21 protein-coding genes are annotated in these 20,954 nt (G+C 58.2%); 7 read left to right on the forward strand and 14 right to left on the reverse strand.

Annotated elements, in window-relative coordinates:
- Positions 1-215: 215 nt before the first annotated feature.
- Together nosP and QC823_RS01050 are read left to right on the forward strand one after the other, a co-directional pair.
- Positions 216-1,382 (forward strand): nitric oxide-sensing protein NosP, encoded by a 1,167-nt coding sequence (gene nosP / locus QC823_RS01045; RefSeq protein WP_309654499.1) that lies wholly within the window; start codon positions 216-218, stop codon positions 1,380-1,382.
- The gene (locus tag QC823_RS01050) at positions 1,363-2,745 is read left to right on the forward strand and encodes an ATP-binding response regulator (protein WP_309654500.1); all 1,383 of its coding nucleotides are present in this window, start codon (positions 1,363-1,365) and stop codon (positions 2,743-2,745) included. Before nosP ends, QC823_RS01050 begins: the two co-directional genes overlap by 20 nt.
- Positions 2,746-2,759: 14 nt before the next feature.
- Here the strand turns inward: QC823_RS01050 and QC823_RS01055 are convergent, their stop codons facing one another.
- Positions 2,760-3,470, reverse strand: coding sequence for a response regulator transcription factor (locus QC823_RS01055; protein ID WP_309654501.1), 711 nt, complete (start codon positions 3,468-3,470; stop codon positions 2,760-2,762).
- Positions 3,471-3,590: 120 nt separating this feature from the next.
- Here QC823_RS01055 and exaC point away from each other — a divergent pair, with 120 nt between their 5' ends.
- Positions 3,591-5,111, forward strand: a complete 1,521-nt coding sequence (exaC, locus tag QC823_RS01060) for an acetaldehyde dehydrogenase ExaC (RefSeq protein ID WP_309654502.1) — start codon at positions 3,591-3,593, stop codon at positions 5,109-5,111.
- Between the two features lie 183 nt (positions 5,112-5,294).
- Here the strand turns inward: exaC and QC823_RS01065 are convergent, their stop codons facing one another.
- From QC823_RS01065 to QC823_RS01095, 7 genes are all read right to left on the reverse strand, one after another.
- Entirely contained in the window at positions 5,295-5,912 is a 618-nt protein-coding gene (locus tag QC823_RS01065) for a TPM domain-containing protein (protein WP_309654503.1), read from the reverse strand.
- Positions 5,913-5,972: 60 nt separating this feature from the next.
- A complete protein-coding gene (locus tag QC823_RS01070) occupies positions 5,973-6,734 on the reverse strand; it encodes a TPM domain-containing protein (RefSeq protein ID WP_309654504.1) in 762 nt (253 codons plus the stop codon).
- On the reverse strand, positions 6,734-7,294 hold the full coding sequence (locus tag QC823_RS01075; protein ID WP_422823546.1) for a LemA family protein: 561 nt from the start codon (positions 7,292-7,294) through the stop codon (positions 6,734-6,736). The genes QC823_RS01070 and QC823_RS01075 overlap by 1 nt, the downstream gene beginning before the upstream one ends.
- Before the next feature lie 164 nt (positions 7,295-7,458).
- Complete coding sequence (gene iadA / locus QC823_RS01080; RefSeq protein WP_309654506.1) at positions 7,459-8,637, reverse strand: beta-aspartyl-peptidase; 1,179 nt, start codon at positions 8,635-8,637, stop codon at positions 7,459-7,461.
- Entirely contained in the window at positions 8,634-11,270 is a 2,637-nt protein-coding gene (gene cphA, locus QC823_RS01085) for a cyanophycin synthetase (protein ID WP_309654507.1), read from the reverse strand. The genes iadA and cphA overlap by 4 nt, the downstream gene beginning before the upstream one ends.
- Positions 11,267-12,121 carry a cyanophycinase gene (locus QC823_RS01090; protein ID WP_309654508.1) on the reverse strand — a complete coding sequence of 285 codons (855 nt, stop codon included), beginning with the start codon at positions 12,119-12,121 and terminating at the stop codon, positions 11,267-11,269. Before QC823_RS01090 ends, cphA begins: the two co-directional genes overlap by 4 nt.
- Positions 12,122-12,248: 127 nt before the next feature.
- A complete protein-coding gene (locus QC823_RS01095) occupies positions 12,249-12,401 on the reverse strand; it encodes a hypothetical protein (protein ID WP_309654509.1) in 153 nt (50 codons plus the stop codon).
- Positions 12,402-12,473: 72 nt separating this feature from the next.
- On the opposite strand from QC823_RS01095, the gene QC823_RS01100 reads away from it, so the two are divergent.
- Both QC823_RS01100 and QC823_RS01105 read left to right on the forward strand, forming a co-directional pair.
- On the forward strand, positions 12,474-13,775 hold the full coding sequence (locus QC823_RS01100; protein ID WP_309654510.1) for an ATP-grasp domain-containing protein: 1,302 nt from the start codon (positions 12,474-12,476) through the stop codon (positions 13,773-13,775).
- A gap of 49 nt (positions 13,776-13,824) precedes the next feature.
- A complete protein-coding gene (locus QC823_RS01105) occupies positions 13,825-15,876 on the forward strand; it encodes a CocE/NonD family hydrolase (protein WP_309654511.1) in 2,052 nt (683 codons plus the stop codon).
- A 93-nt stretch (positions 15,877-15,969) separates the two neighbouring features.
- On the opposite strand, the gene QC823_RS01110 is transcribed toward QC823_RS01105, so the two are convergent.
- The 4 genes from QC823_RS01110 to QC823_RS01125 all read right to left on the reverse strand — a co-directional run bounded on the left by QC823_RS01110 (position 15,970) and on the right by QC823_RS01125 (position 18,098).
- A complete protein-coding gene (locus QC823_RS01110) occupies positions 15,970-16,659 on the reverse strand; it encodes a DUF3047 domain-containing protein (protein ID WP_309654512.1) in 690 nt (229 codons plus the stop codon).
- Entirely contained in the window at positions 16,656-16,856 is a 201-nt protein-coding gene (locus tag QC823_RS01115) for a zf-HC2 domain-containing protein (RefSeq protein ID WP_309654513.1), read from the reverse strand. Before QC823_RS01115 ends, QC823_RS01110 begins: the two co-directional genes overlap by 4 nt.
- 21 nt (positions 16,857-16,877) lie before the next feature.
- Positions 16,878-17,483, reverse strand: coding sequence for a sigma-70 family RNA polymerase sigma factor (locus QC823_RS01120; protein WP_309654514.1), 606 nt, complete (start codon positions 17,481-17,483; stop codon positions 16,878-16,880).
- 63 nt (positions 17,484-17,546) lie between these two features.
- Positions 17,547-18,098, reverse strand: a complete 552-nt coding sequence (locus QC823_RS01125) for a carboxymuconolactone decarboxylase family protein (RefSeq protein WP_309654515.1) — start codon at positions 18,096-18,098, stop codon at positions 17,547-17,549.
- Positions 18,099-18,311: 213 nt separating this feature from the next.
- On the opposite strand from QC823_RS01125, the gene QC823_RS01130 reads away from it, so the two are divergent.
- Positions 18,312-19,046 (forward strand): cytochrome c peroxidase, encoded by a 735-nt coding sequence (locus QC823_RS01130; RefSeq protein ID WP_309654516.1) that lies wholly within the window; start codon positions 18,312-18,314, stop codon positions 19,044-19,046.
- Positions 19,047-19,225: 179 nt separating this feature from the next.
- Here the strand turns inward: QC823_RS01130 and QC823_RS01135 are convergent, their stop codons facing one another.
- Positions 19,226-19,360, reverse strand: a complete 135-nt coding sequence (locus tag QC823_RS01135; RefSeq protein ID WP_309654517.1) for a hypothetical protein — start codon at positions 19,358-19,360, stop codon at positions 19,226-19,228.
- A gap of 71 nt (positions 19,361-19,431) precedes the next feature.
- Between QC823_RS01135 and QC823_RS01140 the strand changes: the two genes are divergently transcribed.
- Positions 19,432-20,013, forward strand: a complete 582-nt coding sequence (locus tag QC823_RS01140) for a TetR/AcrR family transcriptional regulator (protein ID WP_309654518.1) — start codon at positions 19,432-19,434, stop codon at positions 20,011-20,013.
- A gap of 100 nt (positions 20,014-20,113) precedes the next feature.
- Here QC823_RS01140 and QC823_RS01145 read toward each other — a convergent pair whose 3' ends face one another.
- Entirely contained in the window at positions 20,114-20,692 is a 579-nt protein-coding gene (locus tag QC823_RS01145) for an antibiotic biosynthesis monooxygenase (protein ID WP_309654519.1), read from the reverse strand.
- Positions 20,693-20,954: the final 262 nt, after the last annotated feature.

A 20,954-nucleotide genomic window follows, 5' to 3' on the forward strand; every position in this document is an offset into this window, starting at 1 on the left:
CCAAGCAGGGGCTGCCCGGGGGCGATCTAGGAATGCTGCGTACGCGAGGGCGTTTATCGTCATCTACTGCAGGTGGCCCGGGCGCTGCCTAGCGAAATGGGGTTGATCATACTGGATGGGGCGCCCTTGGCTGGTTCCGGGTTGTGTGTGAAAGTGACATGGGTGGGTAAACCCACTTATGTCAAGGAACCAGTCTTCTACGACGGGAGCCACTATTGGATATTTCAGCTGCCACTTCTGCAACGACTGCGCCGGTTCTTACGGCAGCCAGTCGTAGCCACGACCCGGAATGTGCCGCTGAAGAGTTAGCTAGACACCTCAAGCATGAGGAACTGGGTTTCGTGCTGTTTTTCTGTAGTGCTGAATACCCCCTTGCAGCGTTGGGGGGCGCACTGGAATCGGCATTTGCCGCTGTAAAGGTTAGCGGTTGCACCACGGCAGGAGAAATCACACCGCACGGTTATGATCGGGGGTGCGTGGTCGCCATCGGTTTTGATCGGCGTTATTTTGCGGTGGATTACGCCTTGGTCGAGGACTTGGAGCGTTTTGATCTTTTGCGTGCTCAGCGCTTGGTGGAGCAGTTGCTGGAGAATTGCCGCGCTCGGTCACTTGCGTCGATCAATGAGCATAGTTTTGCCCTGACGTTGTTAGATGGCCTTTCCAGCAGTGAAGAGCAGGTATTGGCGACTCTGGATGCCGCCTTGGGACGTATCCCCAGCTTTGGTGGCTCGGCAGGAGACGATAACCGCTTGGCGCACACCCATGTGTATGCTCAAGGGCATTTTTACGCCCGCGCCGCCGTGGTGATAATGATCAACACGCCGTTACCGTTTGAGGTTTTTTCCACCCATCATTTACTGCCGCTTGAGCATAAGCTGGTCGTGACGCACGCGGATCGTGAAAGCCGGCGCGTGCTGGAACTCAATGCCATGCCCGCCGCCGATGCTTACGCGGAAATGGTCGGCGTACCCAAAGCGGCGCTAGAGCCGAGGGTGTTTGCTCGCCACCCCATGGCGGTACGGTTGGGCGATCAGCACTATATTCGCTCCATACAGCGGGTCAACGAGGATGCCAGCCTGAGTTTTTACTGTGCGGTGGAAAATGGCATCGTGCTCACCGCCATGCGACCCGCTCCTTTATTGCATGACTTGCATCACATGCTTGATGCTCTGCATCAACGGTTGGGCGTACCCAGTTTGGTGATCGGCTGTGACTGCTTCTTGAGACGTCTGGAGCTTGAGGGGCTGGGAGAACTGGGCCAGGCGTCGCAATTGTTGAAGCGTTCCCGCGTGGTGGGGTTCAATACCTACGGCGAACAGCATCACGGCATGCACGTCAACCAAACCTTTACCGGGGTGGCTTTTGGATCTCTTACGCAATAGCCCAGACATTGTTCCCGAGACACCTTCCGAGCAAGCGTTGGCGGAGGAAAACCGGCGGCTACGGCGTATTTGCCATGCTTTGATGGAGCGGGTGGAATCGGGAGGCGCCGCTAACGGCGCGCCTTATGCCGCCTTCGAACATGCCGTGTTGTTGGCGGAACAAGTGCGTGAGCGTACGGAAGCTTTGCATCGCACCCTGGATGAATTGGGCCAGGCCAATTCACAGCTACACGAGGCCAAGGCGGACGCCGAGGCCGCCAACCTTTCCAAGACCAAGTTTCTTGCCGCTGTCACGCATGACCTTTTGCAACCCCTAAATGCGGCAAGGTTATTTGCCAGCGCCCTGGAAGAGCACCGCCTGCCACAGGATTCGGCGCAACTCGTGGGGCATATCGGCCGTTCGCTCAAGGATGTCGAGGCGCTGTTGGGCACCCTGGTGGATATGTCGCGCCTGGATGCGGGGATTCTCAAGGCGGATATTGCGCCCTTTCAGGTCAATGGCTTACTCGATGCTTTGGCCGAGGAATACCGTCAGGTAGCGGGGGTTCGCGGCTTGACGTTGAACTACGTTCCTTCAAGCGTGGTCGTGTCTTCCGATTTTACTTTGCTGGCGCGGGTGATTCGCAACTTCCTCAGTAATGCCGTGCGTTATACCGAGCAGGGCCATCTGCTTTTGGGGTGTCGGCGGCGGGCTGATGGGCTTGAAATCATGGTGGGAGATACCGGCCCAGGTATTCCTGAGCTTCAGCAAAAGGCGATTTTTCTGGAGTTTCGCCGTGCTCAACCGAGCCATGAATCACATAGCCGCGGGCTAGGCTTGGGGTTAGCTATCGTGGATCGCATCAGCACGATGCTTGATCACTCAGTTTTATTGAAATCGCTCTCAGGGCAAGGGGCGATTTTTTCCATTAAGGTGCCCTACGGCCAGCTTGCTCAGCGCTCGTCGGAACTCACCGTGGATGCCGCTCAAGTTGGGCAAGGGCCGTTGCAAGGGGCGGTTGTCTGGGTGATCGACGACGATCCGGCGATTCTCGAAGGGATGCAAGCGCTACTGAGAGGCTGGGGGTGTCGTGTGAGAACGGCTGCTTCGTTAAGCGCTTTGGAAGCGGCGAGTGATGGTGAAGAACCGGCCGTGCTATTGGTGGACTATCATCTGGGTAATGCGGGAGAGGATGGGGTGGCGCTTGCCTTGCGTCTGAGGCGATGTTACCCGGCTCTGCCAGTGGTGGTGATTACCGCGAATCATGATGCCGAGCTCAAACGCCATGCGCGCGAGCTAGACATGAATTGCTTGCTCAAACCATTGAAACCGTTGCGGCTGCGTATGTTACTAACGAACCTATTGGAAGAGCGCTTCGCCTAGCGCGTGTCTCGGCTTTATTCTACCCCAGAGGTTTGACGGCGGCCTTCATCCTGGTGCCGCTGCCGCATGTAGCCGTTGAGATCCGCCTCAGCCGCCATGACAATCGCCTGAACCCGGCTGGCAGCGTCGAGTTTACGCAAGATAGCGGAGACATGTGTCTTGACGGTGGTTTCGGCAATGTTCAATTCACGTGCAATCAGCTTGTTGGAGATGCCGGTCGTCATGCAGCTGAGTACATCCAGTTGCTTGGCCGTCAGGTAGGCCAAACGCTGGCGCAACAGGGTATCGGGTGACGGTACGGCCGACTCGCATGGCGTCTTGGCTGGTTGGCGCATGATATCCGGCGGCAAGTAGACCTGGCCTTCAAGTATTTGACCGATGGCGGCGAGTAGCTCCTGGCGTGGCGTTGATTTTGGAATGTATCCCACGGCTCCCATCGTGATGGCATCCAGTACCAGTCCGCGCTCTTGCTGGGCGGAAACGATTACCACCGCCAAACCGGGAAGCCGCTGGCGAAGGGTCTCCAGGCCGCTTAAGCCTTCGGCATCGGGAAGGCCGAGATCCAGAAGCAGTAAATCCAGCGCCTGATTGTCCTCAGCCAGCGCCACTGCCTGGGCAAGGCTCGCGGCTTCCAGCAAGTGACTACCGGGCAACCCAGTGGTTATCACTGCGCTTATCGCATCTCGAAACAGCGGATGGTCATCCGCCACCATCAGGGTATACATGTTTGCCTCCTACCAAGGGACGAGGGCATTTCCTCCCATTGAGGTATGTCGCCACGCGCTTATCTAACCAACACTGGTGTAGCACCTCATCCAATAATGATAATACTCAGGAGCATTGCCATGATCTATACCAATCCCGGTCAATCCGGTTCCGTCGTCTCGTTCGAAAAGCGTTACGGTAATTATATCGGCGGCGAATTTGTCGCGCCGGTAAAAGGCCAGTACTTTGACAACATTAGCCCCGTCAACGGCAAGGTTTTCTGTGAGATTCCCCGTTCCAGTGCCGAAGATATCGATAAGGCATTGGATGCCGCACATCAAGCGGCTCCGGCCTGGGGGAAAACTTCCGCTGGGGAGCGCAGCAATATTCTGCTCAAGATCGCTGATCGCATGGAGCAGAACCTGGAAATGCTCGCCGTGGCGGAAACCTGGGACAACGGCAAAGCGGTTCGCGAAACCCTCAATGCTGATTTACCCCTAGCGGTCGACCACTTCCGCTACTTTGCAGGTTGTATCCGCGCTCAGGAAGGGACCGCGGCGGATATTGATGCCAATACCGTGGCCTACCATTTTCACGAGCCGCTGGGCGTCGTGGGCCAGATTATTCCCTGGAACTTCCCCATCCTTATGGCGGTATGGAAACTCGCGCCAGCGCTTGCTGCCGGTAACTGCGTGGTACTTAAGCCTGCTGAGCAAACACCGGCGTCGATCCTCAAGCTGGCCGAACTGGTGGGTGATCTTTTGCCCCCTGGCGTGCTCAATATCGTCAACGGCTTTGGCGCTGAAGCAGGGCAGGCGCTAGCCACCAGCAAGCGTATTGCCAAGATTGCCTTCACCGGCTCTACCCCGGTGGGCTCGCACATTCTCAAGTGCGCCGCCGAGAACATCATACCCTCTACCGTGGAGCTGGGTGGTAAATCACCCAATATTTACTTCGCCGACATCATGAATGCCGAGCCACAATTCATCGACAAGGCCGTGGAAGGTCTAGTGCTGGCGTTTTTCAACCAGGGCGAAGTGTGCACCTGCCCCTCGCGGGCACTGATTCAGGAGTCAATGTACGACGACTTCATGGCCAAGGTGATCGAGCGCACCTTGAGCATCAAGCGCGGCAACCCGTTGGATACTGATGTTCAGGTGGGGGCTCAGGCGTCGCAGGAGCAGTACGACAAAATCATGTCCTACATGGATATTGCGCGTGAAGAGGGTGCCGAGTTCCTCGCTGGCGGTGGTAAGGAAGCCTTGGACGACTCGATCAATAATGGTTACTACATCCAGCCAACGTTGCTCAAAGGCAACAATAAGATGCGGGTTTTCCAGGAAGAAATTTTTGGCCCGGTGGTGGCGGTGACCACGTTCAAAGACGAAGAGGAAGCGCTGGCGATTGCCAACGATACCGAGTTCGGCCTGGGAGCTGGGGTGTGGAGCCGCGATATGAATGTGGCCTTCCGCATGGGACGTGGCATTCAGGCAGGGCGTGTCTGGACCAACTGTTACCATCAGTACCCCGCCCATGCGGCGTTCGGGGGCTATAAGAAATCCGGCGTGGGCCGCGAAACCCACAAAGTGGCGCTCGAACACTACCAGCAAACCAAGAACCTGCTGGTCAGCTACGACATCAACCCGCTCGGCTTTTTCTAAGGGCCATCTTCCGGGGGGTCATTTTTCCATGACCATGGCTTTCGCTCAGGCCCAGTGTCTGAGCGGAGCTTCGCGGATTTTACCCCTGGCATCCTCGACTCTGCCGATTTTCAATACAGTACTCAACGGCATTACCGTGCGTGACTCTTTTCGGTGACTCTTGAGCAGGTTACGACGCTTCGGTTACTCCAAAATCACCAAGTGATTGGACAGTTCGTTGCGCTCGTGGGTGGCGGGCACGTGCTCTTTCAAAAGCTTGCCACAGGCCGCAATGCAGTCAAGAAAACCCTGCCGGGTCTCGCCCTGATGCACCTTGGCGGTAAAGTCCGCCACAATGTCTTCCCACACCTTGTTGTCCAGAACATCGGCAATGCCCTGATCCACCAGAATCTCTACATAACGTTCCGCTTCCGAGACAAAGATCAGCATGCCGGTGCCGCCGTCGGTATGGTGCAGACGCTGCGCAAGGAACTGCCGCCGCGCCATGTTGGAGGCGCGCCAGTAACGTACCTGCTGGGGAATCAGGCGGGTGTTGATGCTCGGCATCCGGAACAGCAGGCTGAGTAGGACGAACGTGCCCCACTGCACTAACAACAAGATATCGGCACCGAACCAGTTGCCGACATAATTGGCAATACCTGGCAACAGCAACGCCAGGATGCCGGCCCAGAGCAGGGGGATATAACTGTAGTTATCAGACTGGGCCGTCAGCACGGTGACCAATTCGGCGTCGGTTTCCCGTTCCACCTCGTTAATGGCGGCGGTAACGGCTTCCTGATCGTTTTTGCTTAGTAATGTCATGATGGTGTGTTTCTCATTGTCAGGTGTGAAGACTCAGCGTGTGCGGATACCCTTGCGGCGTTACCAACCACCGGAGGCACCGCCACCGCCGAAGCCGCCACCGCCGCCGCCAAAACCGCCGCCACTGCCACCGCCGCCGCCACGGCCGCCCATGGCAGCGCCGAGCAGAGCTGCGCCGACGAGGGCAGCGCCTCCGCGCGCACCACGGCCGCCGCGACTGCCGATAAAAAACACGACGCCCATCATGATCAAGAAGAACAGCCCCACAAGGCCTGCATGGGGTTTTTCTTGGGCTGAGCGGGATGGCTGACCTTCGGGAACCGCCATGGGCTCGCCGCCGAGGACTTTGATCATGGCGGCGGTGCCGTTGACGATACCGGCCTCAAAATCGCCTTGGCGGAAAGCAGGGCTGATCGCCTGATTGATGATAATGGATGATTGGGCGTCGGTGAGTCGGCCTTCAAGGCCATAGCCGACTTCGATGCGGATAGCTCGCTCTTCCTCGGCCACGATCAGCAGGGCGCCGTTATCCTCGTCTTCCTGACCAATCCCCCAGTGCCGGCCCAATTGATAGCCGAAATCCTCAATCGGATAACCCTGCAGATTCGGCAAGGTGACCACCACCACCTGTTCGGTGCTGGCATCTTCGTGGGCTTCAAGCATCTGGGTCAGGCGCGTTTCCACTTCGGGAGAGAGCATCTCTGCCTGGTCGACCACTCGACCAGTCAGTTCGGGAAATGCTGGCGTTGACTGGGCCCAGCCGGTGACTGGGAGCAAAAGTAGGAACGTCAGCAGCAGGCTTTTGCGAATCAAGATAGCCATCAGAAGTCCACCGCTGGAGCGTCGTCGGCATTTTCCGTGGTGGCTTCGAAGTTGGCACGGGGCTCCAGATCGCTATACAACAGGCTGTGCCAAATTTTACCCGGAAAGGTGCGTAGTTCGGTGTTGTAGCGTTCCACCGCCTGAATGAAATCCCGGCGCGCGACGGCAATTCGGTTCTCTGTGCCTTCAAGCTGTGACTGCAACGCCAGAAAGTTCTGGTTCGACTTCAGGTCCGGGTAACGTTCGGACACGGCCATCAGGCGGCTCAGGGCGCTGCTTAGCTCACCTTGGGCTTGCTGGAACTGCTGCAGCTTCTCAGGGTTATTAAGAATGCTCTCATCCACTTGAATCGACGTGGCCTTGGAGCGCGCTTCAATCACCGCGGTCAGGGTTTCCTGTTCCTGGGCCGCGAAGCCCTTAACGGTTTCCACGAGGTTGGGAATCAGGTCGGCGCGGCGCTGGTACTGGTTTTCCACTTGGGACCAGGCGGCGGTGACTCTCTCATCGTAAGTGGGGATATTGTTAACCCCACAGCCACTGAGTAGCAAAACCAGCGCCATCAGCGACGTCAACTGCCAAATAGCCCGCCGTTGAAACGGTTTGCAAAGGATTCCCATAGTGCTCTGCCCCGGAGGTGGATGCATGAAAAAAGGAATGCGCGGCTCGCAGGCCGCGCATTGAACCTCCCCTTAGTATGGCGGTAGAGCGGCTGTTTTCAAGATGGTCAGCGTTCCGTGTGGTTCACGTCGTAGAGACATTTCCCCGCCACGAACGTCTGCTGCGGTATAAGTTGGCTATCAAGCAGCGTCACATCGGCGTCAAAGCCGATCGCCAAGCGTCCTTTGCTTCCGTGTAAACCGAGCACCCGGGCCACGTTTCCCGATATCAGATCTAGCGCTTGCTCCAGCGGTAACACCTCTTCGCGAACCAGGCGTTGCCAGTCCGCGATCAGGGTGGCGTTGCTCGCCACCCGCATGCCGGTATAGGCGCCCTTGTCGTCGAACTTCGGCAGGCTGCCGTTGCAATCGGAACTCATGGTGAGGCGCTCGACCGGGACACCGCGGCGGAGCAACCGCGATACCGCGCCAAAGCCGCTCAAATCGTCTTCGTCGGCGTCGTCGAACGCGGTCACGTCCACGTTGGCGTTGAAGGCCAACGCGTAGTCGGCAGCCTCCTTGAGCAGTTCACGATGGCGGTTTACGTGAGTGGGAATGACTTGTTCAGCGGGAATTTCGGTCTCCGTGAGCAGGCGGCGCAGCGGCTCAAGCCCTCGCTGACCGTCGCCAACGTGAAAATGGCAGATACCGCGCTTGCCAGCCAGCATGGCGCCGACGCGTACCTCGCTGACCAAGCGTTCGATCTCATCCTGGCGCGGTTGGCTGGAGCGATGGTCCGAAATGGCGATTTCGCCCAGACCGATCACCTCAGGGATCCAGGCAAGGTCACGCTGCAGGTCGCCGGTTAGCGTGGGCGGCGGGACACGATAGGCACCGGTGTACATATAAGCCGATATGCCGTCGGCTTTGAGGCCACGCACCTTGGCCAGCAGGTCGGCCGGGGAGCGGCTGATGCTGTCGGTGCCCAGCACACCCACTACCGTGCCAATGCCAATTGAGGCGATCTCGTGGGCGGTGATTTCCGGGCAGCGGCTACCGCAGCCGCCTTCGCCACCGCCACCGGTGACGTGAACGTGCTGGTCGATAAAGGCGGGCACGGCGGTGAGATGCCGTGCTTCCACGACGTGCACCGGCCACTCTGCGGGAATTTTGAGGTCATGCCCCAAGGCGGCAATTCGGCCGTCGGCGATCAAAATATCGGTGGCTTCAAGAGGCTCCGGCGCGAAAATGCTGCCCACCCGTAGCAGGGTCAGTAGCGGGTCTTTCCGGGGGTTGGTGGGTATCATGGCAGCTCTCCGCTTGGCGTTGTGGCGGTGGCTGAATGGGCGCGGCGCTCTCTGATACGTTCAATGGTGCCTTCCACGTCATCGATCAGTAACACCAGCAAGTCGCCTTCGCTGGCCTCATCGAAGGCCCTGTCGATAGCCTGCTGTTCTTCTATAATGACTTCCACTCGGCAAGCGCTTGGCACTGACGCGGCGCCGTCGCGAAGCAGGCCGGCGGCTTCGCCGATAACTCGGCCGCGCGGGTCAGTCTCGTAGAGGAAGACGGTGTCGTGCACTCTGGCCAGCAGAGTGCCCAGGGCGAATAAGTCCTCGTCGCGGCGGTTGCCCGGCGCGCTGGCCACGCTGATGCGGCGCCGAGCCGGGATGGCGCCGATCAGTTCGCTCAGCGCTTCAAGCGCCGGCACGTTATGACCGTAGTCGATTAGCACCTTTATGCCGTCGACGTCGATGAGGTTGGTACGGCCGGGGTTCTGACCCGGTGTGGGAAGAAAAGTCTGCAGGCCCATTTGGATGTCAGGGATCGACAAACCTAGCGCATAGGCGGCGGCACTGGCCGCTAGGGCATTGGCGATATTGAAGCGGGCATGGCCTTCAAAGGTGAGCGGCACGTCCACCACCGAAATCACCTCGGCCTCAACATGGCCTTGGCGCATGACGATACGTTCGTTGTGGACGGTAAAGGCAACGCCCTGTTCGTGGACATGCTGACGGACGGGGCGAGAATTGGGGTCCAGCGTGAAGAAGATAATATCGCCCCGAGCCCACTGCTGACCTTCCAGCACTCTTGGGTCGTCGGCATTGAGCACCGCCGTTCCGCCTGGGCGAACGGCATCGATGACGACCGTCTTGCAGCGCGCCAGTTCATCAAGCGTATGGATGTCATGCTCGCCCAGATGGTCGCTGGCAATATTGAGCAGCACTCCCACTTCGCACTCGTCAAAACCCAAGCCGCGGCGCATGATGCCACCGCGGGCGACTTCCAGTACGGCACACTCAACCGTCGGCTCGCTCAGCACAATCGCGGCCGCTTGAGGGCCGCTATAGTCGCCACGCAAAATGACGTGGTTGTCGATTTCGATGGCCCCGGTGCAGGCCATGCCGACACCGCGTCCGGCCTGGCGCAGCAGGTGCGAGAGCAACCGCACCGTGGTGGTTTTGCCGTTGGTGCCGGTGACCGCGACGATCGGTATTCGCCCGGTGTCTTCGCTATCGGGAAAGAGCATCTCGATGACGTGATGACCCACATCGCGGCCTTCCCCGTGGGTGGGCGAGAGGTGCATACGAAAGCCAGGGCCGGCGTTGACCTCGACCACGGCGGCGGATTGTTCTTCCAATGGCCGCGTCAGGGTCTCGGCCAGCAGGTCGATGCCGATAATATCCAGCCCTACCAGCCGCGCGATGCGCTCCGCGGCGTAGCGCACTTCCGGGTGAATATTGTCGGTGACGTCCGTGGCCGTGCCGCCGGTGCTGAGGTTCGCGGTGGACTTCAGATAGACGATTTTGTCTTTCGCGATAACACTCGCCAAGGTCACGTTCTGGTCGGCTATTAGCCGGTGCGACTGTTCGTCCAGCTGGATCTGGGTCAGCAGGTTCTCGTGGCCGATACCGCGACGCGGATCGCGATTTTCCTCGTCGATCAGCGCTTGCAGCGTTGCATGCCCATCGCCAACAACATGGGCCGGGCGACGTCGCGCGGCGGCCACAAGTTTGCCATTGATGACCAGCAGGCGATGATCCTCGCCGCGGATATGCTGCTCAACGATCACGGAGGGATGGCGGCGGGAGGCAATATTGAAGGCATCACTCAGCGCTTGGTCGTCTTCAATATTAGTGCTCACGCCGCGGCCATGGTTGCCGACAACCGGCTTCACTGCGACGGGGTAGCCGATGTCGCGGACGGCGTCGAGCGCTTCGTCGAAGGAGCTGCACACTTGCCCGCGCGGCACCGGAATCCCGGCATCGCCGAGTATCTGCTTGGTCCATTCCTTGTCGTCGGCGATACCGTAGCCGATCAGGCCGGTACGCCCGGTCACCGTCGCTTGAATACGCTGCTGCCGATGGCCGTGACCGAACTGGAGGTAGCTGCTTTCCTCGCTCAAGCGGGCATGGGGAATACCCCGCCGGGTGGCGGCCTCGACAATGGCCGCTGTGGAAGGGCCGAGCAGGTTTGCGTCGCGCACCTGCGTTAGGCGTTCAACAATCGCGGGCAAGTCGACCGCCTCGCCGTGGAACAATCGCGCGACAAGGTCGACCGACTCAACGCCAGCGACTAAGCCGCAAGCTTCGTCTCGGTAACGGTAGATGACGTGGTAGATGCCGGTTTCGTAGGAGTCGACCGTCTTACCGTAGCCCACCGAAAACCCGATCAGGTTTTGCAGCTCAATAGCGACATGCTCGACGACATGACCGGCCCAGGTGCCGCGCTCAAGCCGTTCCAGAAAGCCGCCAGGGCGCCCCACCGAGCAGCGATGTTCCTGCAGGGTGGGTAGCAGCGTTGTCAGCCGCTCGACAATGCCGGGAACAAGATCGCTCGGCCGCTCTTCGAGCTCAGCGATATCCAGTCGCATGAAAATAGCCTGGTACCGGCTGTAGTAGTTAGGGCCACGCAAGGCCCGATGCTCAAGAATCTTCACTGCCCAACCCTCCCCGCGAGCATGGCCTGGAGCTCATCCGCAACGAGGTAGCGGCGGGCCTCGACGTCAAAGCCGTTGCCGCTGACCAGCGCATGGAGAATCATGTGCTCGACGGCCACTGGTTCACCCATCTCAAGGTCGGCGATGTTTGAGCTCGCCAGGTCGAGGCTATCAATGAGAATCACATGCCCCGTACCGATGGCTTCGAGAATACCGTGAGGATGGATGATTACCCCAGCATCCTCACCCAACCCGACACCTAGATGCTCCGGGTTGCTGGCGCCAACCTCCATCAGCCGAGTGAAGCGCCCACGTTCAAGGAAGTGGCTATCGATGATCAGGTCATCGATAAAACTCAGGCCAAAGGTCATGTTGACGGCGCCTTTGCGCAGGGCGTCGGCGGCAGCACCGTTGTAGATCATGGTGCAGGGCATGGCCGCCGCGCCTGCGCTGGTGCCCGCCACAACGGCGCCGTCTTCGAGGCGCTGGCGGATGGCCGTCAGTACCGGCGAGCCGCCCAGCACGTGGGTCAGGCGCAACTGGTCACCGCCGGTGAGAAAGATAACGCCGCTTTGTTCGATCAGGCGTACCGTATTGGCATCGGCCGCTTCCTGGCGGTCGCGGATGCCCAGCGAATGGATACGACTAGCGCCCAGGCGAGAAAAAGCCGCCTCGTAGTCGGGTAGCACTTCATCAGGGATGCTGCTCGCGGTGGCAATGACCGCGACCTCTTGGTTGCCCTCGGGGGCTAGCGAGAACACTTTCTTGAGAATCTCAAGATCGGAGGTCTTGTCCTCGGCACCGCCGATGGCGACAAGGTGGCCGGATGCCGAGAAAAGGGGAGAGACCATATTCCTTTCGCCGCCTAGCGACGCTTCTGGGAGCGCTACAACATTACCCGTAGCGGCCATGTCGTATCGCGCAATCAATGTTGTAACCGGTAATGTTGTAACCCGTAATGTGCAACCCGTGTTTCACTTATAACAGCTGAAAACCACCCTCGCCAGATGAATCATGCCCTTTCGCCAACTGGCGTTTCCACGGTAGAGCAGCGGCACGCATGCGCTCTTGTATATTGGCCCAGCGCCGCCACGATAACCCGCTATACTGCGATAAACGGCTTTTCTTCATGTGCGGCTCGCCTAGCGGGCTGTGCTTTTGTAGTGATAGCTGACGCAACCGGGCTTATACCGGGAGGTGTTCATGAGCGTGCGGAATATTTTTGTTGTTGGAATGGATGAACATAATCGTCAACGCCTGGAGCATTTGCGTGGCGCTGAGAACTATCGGTTTCATGGCGTGATCGAGCCAGCCGAAGTCAATGATACGGAAATTTTTCCTATCGAAGACATGCTATTCCGCGCTGAAGCCCAGCTGAAAGCGTTTGGTGAGCCTATCGACGCTATCGTGGGCTACATGGATTTTCCCGTTTCGACCATGCTGCCGCTGCTCTGCAAGCGAATCGGCACGCCGTCTACCAGTCTCGAAAGCCTGCTCAAATGCGAGCATAAGTACTGGAGCCGGCTCGTTCAGCGTGAGGTCATGGCCGATTATATTCCCCGTTTTACTGCCTTTGATCCCTTCGACCCACAAGCGCTGCAGCGTATAGGCGAAGCGGGGCTTTATATGCCCTTTTTCGTCAAACCCATCAAATCCTCAGGCTCACGACTGGGGTTTCGCATCGAGAGCCCCGAAGATTTTGCCCATGCGGTAGAACGGCTGTGCGACGGTATCGGGACGATTTCAGAGCCTTTCAATTACGTGCTTGATCACGCCAACCTGCCTGACGATGTGCGCTCGGTGGATGGCGGCCACTGCATGGCGGAAGAGATTATCGGCGGCTGGCAATGTACGGTCGAGGGCTATGTGTTCCAGGGTGATGTCGTGCCTTACGGTATTGTCGATTCGATTCGTTACCCGCAGGTGCTGAGTTTTTTCTGCTATCGCTACCCGTCCCGCCTCCCCGCGGCCATTCAGGCCAAGATGGAGGAGCTGACGCGTCAGATCATGACCCATATCGGTTATGACAATGCGGCCTTCAACATCGAGTACTTCTGGGATGAAGTGCAGGACCGCATCTGGCTGCTGGAGATCAATACCCGCGTGGCACAGTCGCATTGTGACATTTTCGAAAAAGTCGACGGTGTCAGCCATCAGCAGGTAACGGTGAATCTGGCGCTAGGCCAACGGCCCGACATGCCGCATCGCCAAGGGGCCTTCAAGGTCGCCGGGAAGTTCTTCTATCGAGTCTTCTTCACCGACGCCATCGTCAGCCAGGTCCCCAGTGCCGAAGAGATTGAGACGCTTCAGCAAGCCTTTCCCGGCACTGTGATCGCGCTCCAGGTCGAGGCCGGCATGCGCTTATCCTCCCTACCCGAGCAGGATAGCTACAGTTACGCCCTGGCTTACTTGTGGATGGGGGCAAACGACGACGTCACCCTGGAAGAGAACTACGCGCGTCTTGCCGAACAGCTCCATTTCGCGTTCGAAAATATCGTCGGCTGACGTATTCGCGTTACGGAAGAACATTGCGTTACATCATAAGGAGCAATTCATGCATATCGTCAGCGATTTCCCGCGCAACGTACGGGAGGAGGAAGATTGGATTACGCTGGCCGATGGCTGCCGGTTGGCCATTCGTATCTGGCGCCCGGTGGATGCCGAGAGCGACCCGGTACCGGCTATTCTTGAGTACCTGCCTTATCGCAAGCGCGACCTGACCGCGATGCGCGATGCTCAAACACATACGTATTGGGCCGGCCACGGTTACGCCGGGGTGCGTGTCGACATGCGCGGCAGCGGTGAGTCCGACGGCGTGCTGACCGACGAATACCTGCAACAGGAACTCGATGATGGCGTTGAAATCCTGCAATGGCTAGGTAAGCAACCTTGGTGTACCGGGGATGTGGGCATGATCGGCATCTCTTGGGGCGGGTTCAATGGCTTGCAGATCGCCGCCCTTCAGCCGCCGGAGCTGAAGGCTGTTATCACGCTGTGTTCCACCGACGACCGCTACGCCGATGATGTTCACCACATGGGAGGGTGTTTGCTCGGCGATAACCTGTCGTGGGCTTCGACCATGTTCGATGGCAATACTTGCCCCCCCGATCCGCAGCTGGTGGGTGAGCGCTGGCGAGAAATGTGGAGGGAGCGCCTTGAGGGAAGTGGGCTATGGCTGGCGACCTGGCTGCAGCATCAGCGCCGTGACGATTATTGGAAGCACGGTTCGGTGTGCGAGGATTTCTCACGTATTCGTTGTCCTGTCTATGCCGTTAGCGGCTGGGCCGATGGTTACTGCAATGCCGTGTTCCGGTTGCTCGATGGGCTCGACGTGCCACGTAAGGGCCTGGTGGGCCCTTGGTCGCACAAGTATCCTCACCTGGGCGTTCCGGGCCCGGCCATCGGCTTTTTGCAGGAATCGCTGCGCTGGTGGGATCATTGGTTGAAGGGCAAGGAAACGGGGATCATGGACGAGCCGATGCTGCGGGTATGGATGCAGGATTCGGTCCCGCCCTCGGCCCGTTATGAGGAACGACCGGGCCGCTGGATTGCTGAACCCAGCTGGCCTTCGCCGCGAATCGAACCAACGCATTTTCGCCTCACCAGCGGTCACGATCTTGTGCCTACCGGGCGCAAACCCGCCGCGCAGGTCTCCGGCGAAGACGAAGATGAAGTGCCGCTTAGTGTGCGTTCGCCGCTGTCGGTCGGGCTGTATGCCGGTAAATGGTGTTCTTATAATGCGCCGCCGGATTTGCCGCATGATCAGCGTGACGAGGACGGCGGTTCACTGATCTTCCAGACGGCGCGACTCGATCATGACATCGAGATTTGCGGGCAGCCCGTTGTCGAACTTGACATCGAAGCCGATCAGCCGGTGGCGATGGTGGCGGTTAGGCTCAGCAATATTGCGGAAGATGATAAGGCGACCCGGATTACCTATGGGCTTTTGAACCTGACGCACCGTGACAGTGACGAGTTTCCCCAGCCACTCGAGCCTGGCAAGCGTTATCGCGTGCGCGTACTGCTTAAACATATCGCGCAAAACTTTCCTGTGGGCCACGCCATACGGCTTTCGCTCTCTACCAGTTACTGGCCGCTGGCATGGCCGTCGCCAGTGCCCGTCAAGCTGACCGTGCACCCCGCCAGCTGCCAGTTGATCCTGCCTAACCGTGAGCCTCAGCCTCAGGAAGAAGCGGCACTGCCAGCATTTGCCCCGCCGGAGGCAGCGCCGCCGCTTGCGGTGACCCTGATCCAGCCGAGCCAGGAGGCGTGGCGCGTGATACGCGACCTGGCCAATGATCAGACCACGCTCGAAGTTATCAATGACGAAGGCATCTTCCGTCTCGATGACATCGACCTCGAACTCTCGTCACGGGTCGTTGAACGCTATACTTATTCCTACGGTAACTACGACAGCCTGAGCGGCTGGACCGAGTGGGAGCGCAGTTTCCGACGCGGCGACTGGGAAGTGCGCAGCGTGACTCGCACCCTGATGACGTCCAACGCCACTAACTTTCGCCTGCGCGCGACCCTAGATGCCTTTGAAGGCGATAGCCGGGTGTTTTCTAAGAGTTGGGACGAAGAAATCCCCCGGGATTTGGTTTGAACCATGATCTTGTTTGAACCATGACCTTGTTTGAGCCCCGTGTTCTGGCTTGAGCAAAGTGTTCAGGGAACCTTTCGGGGGGGTAAATGGCTATCATGGTGATGGGCACGCGGGCGGCGTGGGGTCTGCTGAAAACCTCAAGCCGGTAAACCAAGCGGTGGCATTGCCGCCCGCGTTGTCGCCATCGCTCATGATGGCGACGCCATCGATATGGGCGTAACTTTCACCAAACAGGCGCTGATAATCCTCGCGAACATGGCGTACCTCAGCGACCCACCGGCCGACGTTATCATCGCCCCCTTGTAGGGCAAGAAGCTGCGCGCGGTCAGTAAACGCGTTGGTCCACGTACTATCAGGGGCTTGCGTTGAGGACCAGACGTAGTTAACCGACTGCACCTGCCACGGCAGTAGCCCGGTTTTATGCGCGACGTAAACACGCCCGGGGTAGTCGTCGCCAGCTTTGGTGGTTTCATTCAAACCGGGGTAAATACGGTCCACTTGCCAGCACCATTTCAGATAAGGCGTCTGGGCGAGATCGATTTCACGCTCCAGGTAGAGCGCCGAGGCTTGGCCATTGGCACGCGCTTGCAGCACACGCTCGCCATCTTTCTCGGTGAGCCGGTAATCGGTTTCCCCGGCGAAGCTGCGGGTAGGCCAGCGCTCCATTTGGAGAGGCGAGAATGTTATGGGGTCGCTTCCTGCGCTTTCCACCATCCCGGGGCTGATGACAACGGCTAACCAGGGGAGGAAAAGCCAGCGTGGCGAGGGGAGGAGTGTCTTCATGGGGTGGCGTTTGGGTCGTCGTCGGTTGTCGGTGGCTGTTCTCCTAGCCGGTGGAGCAGTTCAAACTGCGCTTGGCAACGCCGGCAGGGGCGACACATCATGGTGTGAACACGCAGTGCTAAGCGTTCGCGCCGTGTCAGATTGCGATCGAGCGATAGCGACATCAGCTTGGTAGCTTCGCGGCACATGATCATCATAGCGGTCTCTTCGCGTTGGCGTCAGGGGGAGTCAAGCCAGCCTTTTTCGATGCAGTTACGTAGCCGTAAACGCGCACGATGCAGAATGACCCAGCAGTTGGTTTCTGTCACCCCAACTTCCTTACAAATCTCCTCTGTTGAGAAGCCCATGAATTCGCGCAGGGTAAAAACCCGCGCAATGTTGTCGGGTAGGGCGATCAAGCAGGCATCCAACACGCGCCAAAACCCTTGGTTTTCCAACAGTTGATCAGGCTCACCCCATGCCTGCGGGCGAGCCGCCGCCTGCCAGCGCCCATTAGGTTGGAATAAAGAACCCTGGAGCAGCGTATCGAAGGCGTCGTCGTCGCTTTGGTCATCAAAAGCGTGCCAGTTCGCGTAACGTTTTTGTTGGCGCAGTCGCTCAAGGATTTTGTTCTTTAAAATGCCGAAAACCCACGTTTCAAATGCCGAACGTCCTTCAAAGGTGGCGTGCTTTTCCAGTGCGATGACTAAGGTGTCTTGCACTGCATCTTCTGCCGCCGCACCGTCACGCAGCTGGAGGCGGGCAAAGGCGACGAGTTTCGGCCGCAGTGCCGCGATATGGGCGTTAATGGCGGGTTCGTGAGAAGAGGACGTGGCAGTGGTCACGGTGAATCCCCAAAATCAGCGCCCGTAACGTGTGCTACAGGCTGGTTGGCACCCATGGGCGCGTTAGGACGCTTCCCATGCAAGCGGTTTAAGCTCTTCGTTAAGAGGGGTCTCGACCATGTGGTTGGTGTAGTTGGAAAGGGTTTTTAAGGCACACGCAATGACTAATTCTAGTGCATGTTGCTGCGTAAAGCCTGCGCTGAAAAACGCGTCTAATTCGGCTTTTTCGGCCCAACCGCGCTGCGCGTTGAGGTGGCGAGCAAAGCGTGTGACCGCTGCGACTTTGGCATCGTTTGGCGCATTGCGCTCGCGCAGGTCTTTGACCAGCGCATCGTCAGCCCCTGCTTGTTTGATGCCGCCGGTGTGCGCGGCTACGCAGAAGCTACACTCATTGTCGGCGCTAATGGCCAACAGTGCTGCCTGTTGCTCAACGGGGCTTAAGCTGGTGTTGGCGTAAATACCGTCCAGTGTGAGGTAAGCCTCAAGTAGCGCTGGGGCTTCGGCCATTTTGCCGAAGATGTTGGGCAGAAAGCCCATTTTTTTCTCCGCGGCTTGCAGGCTCTCTTTCGCCGCTTGCGGCGCGCTATCGAGGGTGTGAAGGGGGAAATCAGCCATGTCAAACTCCTAAGTAATGGTCGCGTTGCGTTAACGAGTTCATTGATTGTGGAACAATAAGTCCATAATTAGCAAATGCGATGAGAAAAATCTTGTGCGAGTCAGTGATATCGACTGACGAAGTGCGGGCGTCGCGTTGTAAGGAGTTCGCGGTGTGGCTCACTGACATAGTGGAGTAACAGAACAATCAACCACTACCAATGGGGCAACACTATGTCGATCTATCAACAACGCCAAGACTTACTCGGCAAGCTCCGCCGCCAGCTGCGTTATACCGCGCCAGCACTCGTACTGGTGGCAAGCGGCGGCGCGCTAGAGGCGATGGCCAGCGATCAAAGCGTTTATGCCACGTCCGGTGAGGTGCCGAGCACGTTACTGTTGGCCAGCAACCACGCCGAGGCACAAGCAGAAGGCGAGGGCGAAGCGCAGGCAGAAGGCGAGGGCGAAGCGCAAGCTGAAGGTGAAGGCGAGGCACAAGCTGAAGGTGAAGGCGAAGCGCAAGCAGAAGGTGAGGGCGAAGCGGAAGGGAGCGCAGAGCCTAACGCGCGTACGGCATTGGTATCTCGCCCAGACGGTTACGAGCCCGGTTACGATGAAAGTGGCGATAACCCGCAATCTCTCATTGAACGCGGAAAAGCGTTGTTTAATGACGCGTCGTTAAGCACTAACGGGCTATCGTGTGCCAGCTGCCACGGCGTTGATGGCCGGTCGGGCTTTCAAGACACGTTCAATCAGCCGTATCCGCATCAGGTGAGTATGGGCGTTAACCAGTTCGGCATGGAAACCGTGCACGCCGATGAGATGGTTCAACTCTGCATGGTCGCGCCCATGGCCGCCGAGCCACTCGACTGGGCATCCGACGATTTGGCTGCGCTCGCGGCGTATGTGGTACACGCTAGGGCACGCTTTGCCGGTGAAGCGGATGGCGACTGCAACGTGACAATGTGAGGGCAAAAACGCGTTTTTACCTTAAACGGCCCACGTGTTTACGCTTGGGCCGCTTTTAGGAGGTAATCGCTTTTGGGGTGTCGTTCAGCACTTGCGCTAAATCACGAATCACACCCTGGGTGACGTCGACCTGTTGTATTCCGTGGCTGGTGGTTTCATCGGCTGCACCCGTGGCATGGTCAATGGCCAGTTAACTGCCATAGTGCCTCGCATTGATTGATGATGGTCAGCAGCGGCCCCACGACTAAGGCGGTTTTAAGGGCGCGTGGCCATAAAGGCAAGCCATGGGTGTGTTCGGTATCTCTTATTGTCATGCTTTCCCCCTGAGAGACGCTGGCATGTTAGATTGAGCATAAATTGACCAAGCAGGGTATAAGTGATGGCAATGGGCAGACCCTTACAACATCAACCCGATGTGGCGTTAACAGCGGCTATGGACACCTTTTGGCGGTTGGGGTATCACCATGCGTCGCTGCGCGATCTGCTCGCGGCGATGGGAATTTCTCGTAGCTCGTTGTATCAGCTTTATGGCAATAAAGAAGCGCTCTTCTTGGCGGTTTTGAGTCGTTACCGCGAACAGTTGTTGGCTAATTTAGCGGCGTCTTTTGATCAAGCACCATCGGCGTGGGCATTCATCGATCACCTGCTGACCCAGGCCGCGTTAGACGCGCAAAGCGAGCAGGCTGAGCTTGGCTGTTTGATCTTTAACTCGGCCACCGAGTTAGGGGGGGAGGCCTCACCACCAGGGCAACACGCTCGTCAATGCGTCGATGACATTCGCGCTTTTTTCACCCAAGTCATCGCGCGAGCTCAACGCGAGGGCAGTATTAGCGCTGATTACGACCCGGCTAGCACGGCGCAATTCTTAACCCTTTCCATGTCCGGGTTACGGCTTATGAACAAAAACGGTGCGACCAAATCTCAGGCGCGACAAACGGTTGAGCACATTCTTCAGGGGTTACGCTGAGTCTTGCGGGCATCTGGAGGGAAGTCGTAAAAGATCGCCACCGCATGATGAACACGGTGGCGTTATGGCTTTCAATGCAATGATGTTTCATGCGGGTGCTTTACGCACTATTTCGGTGCAATATTCGAGTCAGGCACTTTATAATGGATTGTTCTCCGCGCAACCAAGGCCCCAGCAGGCGCATGGAAAGCGGAATGAAAAGGAACACCATTATCGGTGTTAGCGCTAAGGTGCTGATCAGCACTTTGGGCACAATCGCTAAGTCGGCAAGTAGCCCGCCGAACAGCATCTGAAAGCTTAACGACACCGGGAAGAACGCTAGCCAAATCGCGATGGCCTGTTTCCAGCGCGGCGGTGTCTGGCCGGTAGCCTCCTGAAACCACCCGTCTAAACCAATAGCACGGTGCTCTTGGGGCGCCATATAGAGCCCTTCTCCGCGGGTAAGCCAGGTCCGGCGCGAAGCCGAGTGCTCCCAAAGCGCTAGAGACTGCGCGTCGCGAAAGCGGAAAATGATCTGATACTCGTCGTCACCCGGGGGCGGCTCTAGTACGCCGGAACCCAGATAACCGTCAAAATCGCTGGCCAGTTCACGGCCTTCTTCCAGCCAAGCGGTGAAGTCGCGGTAACGGCCGGGGGGTACGCGTCGCGCTACCATTAACGTCACAGGATTAGGTGACATAATGTATCTCCTTGTTCGTGGCGCCAGGGTAAGGCACCGACTTTCACGTAGGCCGGGTAGGCCCTTGTGATAAATTATGCAATAACTATACCATTTTGTTGGGACGTTTGGGGTTAAGCCGCCTGGAGCCAGTGAATCGCTTGCGCCGCCTGTTGCGGCGGCACGTGGATCAGCACATCCTGCATGGCGAGCCATTGTCACAGCAGACCGAGGGCGACCAAGCCAGCCAACAAACCGAGGGTAATGCCGAGAGAGCGAGACA

The organism is Vreelandella vilamensis (assembly GCF_031451755.1).
In the GTDB taxonomy this organism is placed as follows: domain Bacteria; phylum Pseudomonadota; class Gammaproteobacteria; order Pseudomonadales; family Halomonadaceae; genus Vreelandella; species Vreelandella vilamensis.

Bases quoted from the DNA above. Each gene is read 5' to 3' on its own strand.
- QC823_RS01125 (WP_309654515.1), bottom strand. From the start codon at position 18,098: ATGGCTGATTTCCCCCTTCACACCCTCGATAGCGCGCCGCAAGCGGCG.
- QC823_RS01115 (WP_309654513.1), bottom strand. From the start codon at position 16,856: ATGATGATCATGTGCCGCGAAGCTACCAAGCTGATGTCGCTATCGCTC.
- QC823_RS01075 (WP_422823546.1), bottom strand. From the start codon at position 7,294: ATGGCGCTGGTTTTGCTACTCAGTGGCTGTGGGGTTAACAATATCCCC.
- QC823_RS01095 (WP_309654509.1), bottom strand. From the start codon at position 12,401: ATGAAGAAAAGCCGTTTATCGCAGTATAGCGGGTTATCGTGGCGGCGC.
- QC823_RS01065 (WP_309654503.1), bottom strand. From the start codon at position 5,912: ATGACATTACTAAGCAAAAACGATCAGGAAGCCGTTACCGCCGCCATT.
- QC823_RS01070 (WP_309654504.1), bottom strand. From the start codon at position 6,734: ATGGCTATCTTGATTCGCAAAAGCCTGCTGCTGACGTTCCTACTTTTG.
- QC823_RS01135 (WP_309654517.1), bottom strand. From the start codon at position 19,360: ATGACAATAAGAGATACCGAACACACCCATGGCTTGCCTTTATGGCCA.
- QC823_RS01130 (WP_309654516.1), top strand. From the start codon at position 18,312: ATGTCGATCTATCAACAACGCCAAGACTTACTCGGCAAGCTCCGCCGC.
- exaC (WP_309654502.1), top strand. From the start codon at position 3,591: ATGATCTATACCAATCCCGGTCAATCCGGTTCCGTCGTCTCGTTCGAA.
- QC823_RS01090 (WP_309654508.1), bottom strand. From the start codon at position 12,121: ATGGTCTCTCCCCTTTTCTCGGCATCCGGCCACCTTGTCGCCATCGGC.
- iadA (WP_309654506.1), bottom strand. From the start codon at position 8,637: ATGATACCCACCAACCCCCGGAAAGACCCGCTACTGACCCTGCTACGG.
- QC823_RS01055 (WP_309654501.1), bottom strand. From the start codon at position 3,470: ATGTATACCCTGATGGTGGCGGATGACCATCCGCTGTTTCGAGATGCG.
- QC823_RS01140 (WP_309654518.1), top strand. From the start codon at position 19,432: ATGGGCAGACCCTTACAACATCAACCCGATGTGGCGTTAACAGCGGCT.
- QC823_RS01145 (WP_309654519.1), bottom strand. From the start codon at position 20,692: ATGTCACCTAATCCTGTGACGTTAATGGTAGCGCGACGCGTACCCCCC.
- QC823_RS01110 (WP_309654512.1), bottom strand. From the start codon at position 16,659: ATGAAGACACTCCTCCCCTCGCCACGCTGGCTTTTCCTCCCCTGGTTA.
- QC823_RS01100 (WP_309654510.1), top strand. From the start codon at position 12,474: ATGAGCGTGCGGAATATTTTTGTTGTTGGAATGGATGAACATAATCGT.
- QC823_RS01105 (WP_309654511.1), top strand. From the start codon at position 13,825: ATGCATATCGTCAGCGATTTCCCGCGCAACGTACGGGAGGAGGAAGAT.